This is a genomic window from Nostoc sp. FACHB-888 (assembly GCF_014696655.1).
Classification (GTDB): Bacteria; Cyanobacteriota; Cyanobacteriia; order Cyanobacteriales; family Nostocaceae; genus Nostoc.
On the sequence record NZ_JACJQM010000181.1, the window covers coordinates 1 to 8,337 of the forward strand.

The following is an 8,337-nucleotide window of genomic DNA, read 5'->3' on the forward strand; positions in this document are numbered from 1 at the left end:
TCAGGCTTAATAAATTGATTATTTTCACCTTTAAAAGTGAAATCTTTAGGAAATCTGGTTTCTTCTGAATTATGCCAATAGGCATCTCTCTCACAAATTTCCCAAGCCCCAGTTAATTTTTCAAATCCTTTTAAGTTAAATTCCTGTTGGCTGAGAATTAAAACTTCATAACCTGATTTGTATTTTTTCCATCGTATTTCACAAATGGAATTAAATAGCTGTCCTTCAATTTCTCCTCTTTGATTAGGTAATTTTCTACAAATTCCACTCACAGCATGAGAGTAACGGAAAAAATAATAACTTTGAGAGTTAGAAGGGTGACTAATTAAAGTAGCGAGTTCATCATCAGCTACTAATTGCTTATGATATACATACCCTGACGGAAATTCTTGTTTCATGCAACTAAAACCTTATTCCATGCACGAACTGAACGCATAAATAAATCTTTTACACCAGATTCTGTGTCACCTTCCCATTTAAGTTGAACACCAAAATCTAATTCCATAGATTCTGCACGAACTGGAGAATCTTGATTATCTGGTTTAGAAAAACCATATTTTTTTGCTTCTTCTTGGGATAAAAACTCTCCTACCCCCAATAGAAAAGTTGAGTCCCATTCCTGTGAATGTCCCAATTGGCGAATCTTTCTGGTTTCAGAGTCAAATTGACATCCCGGATACTGGACAACTGCGCTATTGTATTGAACTCGAACAGTACCTAACCCGCGTGATTTAGAAAAACCTAACCCAAACCAACCATCATTTAAATCACGCAGCACCAAACCGATTAAGCCAAGTTGTGCCAATGTAAAATTCTTCAAATGGATTTTAGTACGAAATTCTCCATCGGTGCAAACTTGATAATTGAAAGGGCCAACCGCAACCGAACCAAATACTCGGTCAATTGCTACGCCATTACGTTCTTCTAATTTCAGTTGCGTTAAGTCAACTGGATGTGCATCTTCAATGCGAATGCGGCTTGCTATTGAAGTATTACCAAACATTTGGTCAGTAAATGAAGATTGTTCATAGATGTCGTGACTTGCTAAATTTTTAGGTAAGTAATCACCTTTCGTAGGGTCACTAGCCCAAAGTTTCTTTGTATTATTATCACCGCCAATAGTACGGACAATTCTTTCAGTATGGGCGCGAATTGCACCTTTTAAGCTGCTTCCAGGTAAATAAATTGACCACCCGCCCCGATGAAAAGTTCTGACAAATTCCATATCAGGATTTGTGGGATCTGCACCTTCACGTCCCGATTTAATCAGAATCGGCCCATCTGGGATGATGCTTAAATCAATAGTGCAATGGTTAACAAGTCGTTTGTGCATGGATGTATTTATCTCAATAAATCTGTTTAGGCTGCAACTAAATTATTTAGCTGTAATTCAGACTGTTGGAATACAAAATTAGCGGCAGTAAATAATTTATCTAGTTCATAAATGGTAAAAGGAGTCATATTTCTGGTAAACCTGTCACCATCCCGCATCATCAGTTCTAAATCTTCGCGGAAGCAATCGGGAATATTAAACAGAATTTCGCTGATAAAAATTGCTTCCGTGAAGGTAACTTGAAATGCTTTGAGAACTTCACCGATGGTTTTATAGTTACTGACAGCCATTTTGATATTCTCAAGATTGTGTATGGGTTGTAGTCGTAGAATTTTTAGGTAGATTTTCTGTTAAATATGTGATGAGAGATTGAGTCCATTTTTGTTTGGATTCTTTACCATCTTCATAGCTGGGTAATTTATCACCTAAGTTGCTATTAACTAATTCTTGCAAGTAGGTTAATAATTTTTCTGGTTTATTGTTAACATCAAGCCAGTACATTTTGTCAATTTCTAGTTTAACAACTCCCAAGCCACGTGATCGCCCCCCGCCCAGAGGTATTTGTTGCGTTTCAAACTGGTGTAACCCAATCATCAACAGCCCCAGTTCCCAAGGTTCTGCATTCTCCACTACAGCCTTAAACTCAAACTGTGTCGCCGCTGGAACTACTTGGAAATCATAGAGTTTTCCATCTGCGGCTGTTTCAGTGTCTCTATCAATGGCTACACCGTCTCTTTCTTGATATTGTCCAAACCAAGTATCAGATAATACAGTTAAATCCCTGACTTGGAATTTGCTAGCAATCCAAGGTGAACCGAAGAGACGAGAAGCTAGATCAGTCTGCTTGATAATTTTCCTAGTTAAAGCTTCATCATCATCGTAGCTATCTTTTAATTCCTTCATAGCTTTGGAGGTAATAGACCATTCCTCTTCAATAGCAGGATTGGCTGCTAAATTAAGATTAATACCTCTGAGGAAACTTTCTAGGCGCGATCGCATTGCACCTTTAAAGCTAGAACCTGGTATTAATGGATGACCTAAAGCATCTTTTATTACGGGTAAATCTGAACCAATTGGTTCACTTGAACGTCCAGCACTGATGCGTAATGCTGTGATTGTGGTGAGTTTACCTGTAATTTCTAAGCGATTTTTAAATGTGTCGAACATAGTTATTGGCTTCAATTATGTGGTTTCTTTTCCTTCTACATATTTATGAGTTCCATAGTGTCGCAGTATTAATATATCACCGCGTTTTTGGCAACTAACTCGGAACTGTTTACCTACATAAAAATGATCAACTCCTTGTTTATCTTTTGCTCCTTGATATGGATAATACTCAACCTGTTTGGCGACATATCTAGTATCCCCATTAGATTCTTCAAGCCATCTTGAAACTTTAGCAATGGTTTTTTGCAGTAAAAATCTATCATTTAAGTCAGTAATTTTTTTATATTCTCCCCTAAAATCACCTTCGTAATTAATTAGAGGAAAATTTAATAATTCTTGTGTTAGAAAATCATATTCACATTGTTTCCAAATAAGTTCTCCCCAGTTAGAAATAGTCATTTTTCCATCTATTTCTGCGACCAATGCTTCTGGAACAGTTGCAGTTTTATCTGGCGATAAGCCAGCACCAGCATCAAGTAAAGCTAAGGTAACTACGTGGTTTTTGAGTTTATTTTTATCTACATCTATGGGTAGACGAGGTATTGTGATTAATTTGGAGTATTTGCCTTCAAAAACATAAATAATTTGATCGGCATAAAACATACCGATTGTATTCATACATCCTTGTAAAGCTTTAAAACCACCTACTAAATTAAAGTAAATATCATAATTTGAATAATCATTTTTTACTTTACGGTGAACCCAATCAATGAGATAATCAATTCCTTGGTGAAAGTTTTTAGTGCTTGCAGTTGAAAGTTTATCTGGCGTATAAGTATCTACAAATCCGACTTTACTAGTCAAATATTCTTTAACTAAGTTTGCAGTTATTTCACCTTGTGCAGTTTCCGTAGTTATTAAATAGTGGTGGTCTAATTTCGCGCGATCAATTTGATTTTTATATAATTCATAGATACCGTTTAGTTCTGCGCTAGCTTTGCGAACATCCTTAATATTATTACTATTCAGTATATTCCTTGCAGCTTGTTCCAAATCTTGGACAGTCTGCCAAATATCTTCATAACGTTTGATTTCATCATCAGTATAGTTAGCTGTATCTTCTAGTCTAGTTAACCAATGTTCGATATCATCTTCTAAAAATTTATAAACTTGATTAGTAAGCAAACTTGTACCTACAGTAGAAATCACCAGTTTTGGCTTAGAATACACAAGTAATTCTCCTTAAGACAATTGACGAAAAAGTTAAAATTCACCTTTGTTTTTGTAAACCAGATAACGCACACCATAACCTAAGTAGCGACGAGTTAATTCTATCCGAATAAGTTTGAAATCATCTTGATTAGCTTCTGCATCAATTTGAATTCTTTCAGCAAGATTGTGAATTTTGTCATCGATATCATTAATAATTCTTTGGGCTAATGAATTTTGACCCCTACCCCATTTCTTATCTCGGCCTACTTGGTAAAGTAAAAAATTTTTAATTACTGCGATACTTTCTGTAGTATCTGCTATTCGCACTAAATTACGAAATTGGGACTCTTCTAAGTCTCCATATGAATTTTTATCTTTTAAGGCTTGTTCAATCGCATCAACAATTTCATCTTCTACTTTACGAATTCCAGTTTGAATCTTAAGTTGTTTCTGTTGTTCTAAAAAATTACTCATACCGCTTCCTCACGAAATACAAGATGGAAATCATTACAAACTTCAATTTGACCAAAACCTTCGTAAGTACGTTCTCCAACACCTTTAAATTCTAATTCTGCTAAAGCTGTATACCAAATTTGTGGTTGTTTGGTACTAAATAAATATACTGCTCCTTTATTTGTTACTAATTCTATATCTTTCATCAATCCCCAAGCTGAATTCCAACCTGAACGGTAATCATAACTGCTATAGGCTGCTTCGAGTTGTAGAGATTCATCATTAACATCTGTAAAATTTTGCAGCATTTGTGTGGAAATTACAGTAATACGTTGCCATTTTTCCGTTAATATTGCATCAGACTGTAAATTTAAACTAAAGTAAGTACGATTTTTTGGTAATTCTTGAAGTGGCTTGCCAAAAATAGACCATTTATCCCAGCGTACTTGTAGGTGATTCGTAAATGTCTCTATTTTGTCTTTTATACTGTGTTGAATTTCTAATTCTTCCGCCCTAATTTCAACTTTTCCTAAACCACGTGAAGTTGATCCACCTAAACGAAAATTATAGCCATTAATATTAATGAATTGCTGTAGTTTTTCTAAGATTTTATTATTTGAAATGATAATTGCCGATTTGAGAATTACAGGCTTTTCATTTTTCCTGCTTGTTTGAGATTCGTTGACTACTTGAATACTGTATAAAATATCTTCTTCTGAAGTTGCAAGTTTTCGGTTTATACCAACTCGCGTCAATAAGCGTTTTGTAAGATTTAAACTATAATATTTAGTATTATATTTACTATAAAAACTTGTGTAAGGCTCAACTCTTCCACCTTTCTCTTCTGGGCAATTAGGTTCATAACTAAACCCATAGTGTTCTGCACAAAATCGGTCAATCAAACTGTCAAATACGCCATTTTTCTTTTCTGTTTTAAACCCAAATTTATTTTTAGAACTGAGTGCTGTTGCAGGTAAGACTTTAATTTCTTCAATTCTCCCCTTGGGAATCAACTTACCTTTAATTTTTATTGATGGATAAGCATTTTGAAAAATGGCAGGGGTATCACTTAAAAATAGTTCCTGAAAATCGCCACCATCATTACTCAGATTATCAAACTGCTTACCTGATTGTTTGAGAATTTGACTTGCGATCGCTCCACGAATGACACTACCAGGAATATAATCTTCACATTCACTTATAGAACCGCCTGGCTTTTGTCGAGAAATCGCTAAAGGAGATAATGCCTTAATTTCTAATTCAATACGTTTCACTTTATTTCTCCTTTTGCTAAAAACTGTAAAATTTCATCAATATCAACATTTTTTAATCCATTTTGTAATTCATCTAATTCCCAATGCAGCCAACCTAAACCAGCCGACTTACTTCCACCCAAGGCATAAATTTGTCGCAACCCTGCCAAAATTAATACTTTTGCATAATCAGGTCTTTCAGGTGTGAGACTTGGTTGAATGTGTATCTCTCCTTGAAACTGAAGTTTTGCATTTACAGGTGAAGTTTCTAGAAAATAAAGTTTTTTCTCTTCTGCAATGCGGCGACGGCGATTAATTGTGACACCAGGGCGTAAAACTTCTGGTAAGTTTTCTAGTTCTTCTGTACAAACCAAATCATCAAAAATTACCCGTGAAGGTAAAATTGGATCACCAAAAACTTGACTGATTAAACAGTGATATGTATGTTCATATCCTGGAATTTTGTATTCATCTCGTTCAAATTTAGGAGGTGCATTGTCTCTACGAATAACCATTCTTCCTGCATTAGGAGATTCGGAAATTTCCCATTTTAAACCTCGCAGCAACTTTTCGCATTCATGGCGCACTCTACCTTTAATCTGTGAACCAGGAATTAGTAAATTACGTTCTGAGTTACGGACAATTGGTTTATCTGCTAAAGAACCAGAAGAACCTCCTGCACCTACACATAACGCTGAATCAATTACAGCAGTAATTTTGTAAGTATCTACTGTGTTAGAGTTGGATAAATCTTGAAGTTTTATCATAGCGCAGTCTCCATAGATGATAGTCGTGGAGATTCCGTATCTGAAAATTCTATTAAATCGTATAAATCTACCATTTCTCGCCAGATAGTTTCATACATTTTTCCTTGAATATCGTACATCCAAGGTGCTATGTAACCTTCATTAGTTTTTGCCTGACACCATATATTTTCAAAATCGATTTTAAGTGCTGATTGTCCTTTTTTAAGTCGATGACAAAAATAGTAATAATTTAAACTTGCTGTTCGCTTACCTCGTTCTAAAAAACTCCGAACTTGATAGAGTTGTGATTTGGGAAATTCAGCTTTTCGCAATGCGTGAATAGATTTCAAAAAATTATCTAATTCTGCTAGTGTATAAGGTGCAGCATACAGCTTCAGTTTTGCGCCTCTATTCTCAATAGTTAAAGCTTGTTGACGAAATTCTTCGATGCTTGATGAAATCATTGTTACTGATTTCATGGTCAAAAAATCTACTGTACCACCATAATAGCCATTTTCTTTTAAGGTTTTAGCAGATTTTTTAGCAGATTTCATCAACTGGTTTGTTAAATCTTCTGCATAGTAAATAGGTGTATTGTAAGCGGTAATCAATACACCGCTAGACATACTCAATTTACATTGGTCATGTTCTGATATTTTTTCATTACACCGATGGAATTTTTTAGAGTCAGCTAGATTATTTTCTACCTGATATTTGCCTTTTATTTTTACGCCTGATATTGTGACTGTCTTCAAAAGGATCTCTTCAAATTGCTCACCAATCATCTTAGCAATTTGTAAAGCTCTATCTGCTGGTACTATCAATAAAATGTCATCACCGCCAATCGTGATGATTTCAAACGGATGAATTAAATCACCATCTTGAATCTTTGATTCTGGTTCACTGATACCTTTAATTTCACGAGGATGCAGATTGTATGCCAAAGCTTGATAAACAGCATATTTTGTTGCATTTTCTACATCTTGGCTAAATTCTTGATATTCTTCGGGAGTGCGGATGTTTTGAATAAAACCACCCATGTTATTACCATCTGCATATATGTAAGCAACATAGCCATTACTTACTTTGCCCAATTGAGTTAAAGATTGGGGAATTTTAACTTCTTTTGTATAGTTATTTTTCCCGTAATATTTCTTAGACTGTCCTGTGTTTTTTCTCAAAAAATCATCAAATTTATCCAGCCAACTTTCAATTATTCCAGCTTCCCATTCTAGTCCGATATCTTGATACCATTTAGGTGTTTCAGAAATACCAGTCTTTGCTCTATCGCCTATTCTTCGTTTACGGATTAAAGTTTCAGAGAGATAAGGTTGTCCCGTTAGTTGATTTATATGAGCAATAGCAGAACGTTTATCACCTTCATCTCGTCTCAGGTAAGGATGAGTTTCAAACATTGGTGGATAGCAATGAGTGGGACGATTTGGAATTTTATTGCCACTGCGACGCTGATTAAAACGAATTGCTAATTTTGTGGTTAGTTCATTAAAACTTTTATGCTTTTCAAATGTATCTTGAATTTTTGTTAAATCATCAACTTTTCCAAAACACGCCTCAACAATACTATTTTTATATTCTTTTTGATATTTTTCTAGCCAAAATATTTCTGCAATATTATCTTTAAGCAAACCCAAGCGAATTTCTAAGAGTCTAAAAGTTTCTCCAACTGCACAAGAATTAGCAGTTAAAGTTTCTTTGGTATAAACTTTTTCTATAGCATTAGCTATATCATCTACAAAAACCGCAGGACAAAAAGCAAGGATATTGCCACCAGTTGAGTAAATAATAAGTTCAGGAATTAAAGCATCTGATAAATTCGGGTTATTAGAAAAATTTTCATTCAGCCATCTTCTAACTTCCCCACATTGGATATTGTAGTTGTGTCGTGATTCAGGAACTACATTAAAAAAAGCAGGTAAATCAACTAAGTTAATTCTATCTAAGAGTCCAGAAGCGCCCCGAATATCGGGCAGTTTAGATTCTTCAAAAACATATTGTTTGATTTTGGTTGCACCACCATAAATTAAGCCAATCTTTGATTCCCAAAGAATCGGATACTGTTTAGTTAAATTTTCTAATTCGTCAACAGTTTTGGGAAATGGTAAATTATCTAATTGGTTTACTCATATCTTGCACCTGATAAAAACAATCAGTATTAACCAGGAATAAGAAAATAAAAGTAACATCTAAAAATGGAACTTATATTTTAAGTATT

General features: G+C 34.7%; 9 protein-coding genes. All 9 read right to left on the reverse strand.

Annotated features, from left to right (window positions below; translation table 11 throughout):
• A partial coding sequence (locus H6G26_RS35595) for a hypothetical protein (protein WP_190736011.1) occupies positions 1–398 on the reverse strand: 398 nt, incomplete at its 3' end.
• Positions 395–1,333, reverse strand: a complete 939-nt coding sequence (locus tag H6G26_RS35600; protein WP_190736013.1) for an RAMP superfamily CRISPR-associated protein — start codon at positions 1,331–1,333, stop codon at positions 395–397. The genes H6G26_RS35595 and H6G26_RS35600, both read right to left, overlap by 4 nt.
• A 26-nt stretch (positions 1,334–1,359) precedes the next feature.
• Positions 1,360–1,623, reverse strand: coding sequence for a hypothetical protein (locus tag H6G26_RS35605; protein WP_190736016.1), 264 nt, complete (start codon positions 1,621–1,623; stop codon positions 1,360–1,362).
• A gap of 10 nt (positions 1,624–1,633) precedes the next feature.
• A complete protein-coding gene (gene csx7, locus H6G26_RS35610) occupies positions 1,634–2,500 on the reverse strand; it encodes a CRISPR-associated RAMP protein Csx7 (protein ID WP_190736018.1) in 867 nt (288 codons plus the stop codon).
• Positions 2,501–2,515: 15 nt separating this feature from the next.
• Entirely contained in the window at positions 2,516–3,670 is a 1,155-nt protein-coding gene (locus tag H6G26_RS35615; RefSeq protein ID WP_190736020.1) for a putative CRISPR-associated protein, read from the reverse strand.
• Positions 3,671–3,703: 33 nt separating this feature from the next.
• Positions 3,704–4,126 carry a hypothetical protein gene (locus H6G26_RS35620; RefSeq protein ID WP_190736022.1) on the reverse strand — a complete coding sequence of 141 codons (423 nt, stop codon included), beginning with the start codon at positions 4,124–4,126 and terminating at the stop codon, positions 3,704–3,706.
• The gene (gene csx10, locus H6G26_RS35625) at positions 4,123–5,379 is read right to left on the reverse strand and encodes a CRISPR-associated RAMP protein Csx10 (protein WP_190736024.1); all 1,257 of its coding nucleotides are present in this window, start codon (positions 5,377–5,379) and stop codon (positions 4,123–4,125) included. The genes H6G26_RS35620 and csx10 overlap by 4 nt, the downstream gene beginning before the upstream one ends.
• Positions 5,376–6,125 carry an RAMP superfamily CRISPR-associated protein gene (locus tag H6G26_RS35630; RefSeq protein ID WP_190736026.1) on the reverse strand — a complete coding sequence of 250 codons (750 nt, stop codon included), beginning with the start codon at positions 6,123–6,125 and terminating at the stop codon, positions 5,376–5,378. Before H6G26_RS35630 ends, csx10 begins: the two co-directional genes overlap by 4 nt.
• A complete protein-coding gene (cas10, locus tag H6G26_RS35635; protein WP_347242565.1) occupies positions 6,122–8,173 on the reverse strand; it encodes a type III-B CRISPR-associated protein Cas10/Cmr2 in 2,052 nt (683 codons plus the stop codon). The genes H6G26_RS35630 and cas10 overlap by 4 nt, the downstream gene beginning before the upstream one ends.
• Positions 8,174–8,337 lie beyond the last annotated feature (164 nt).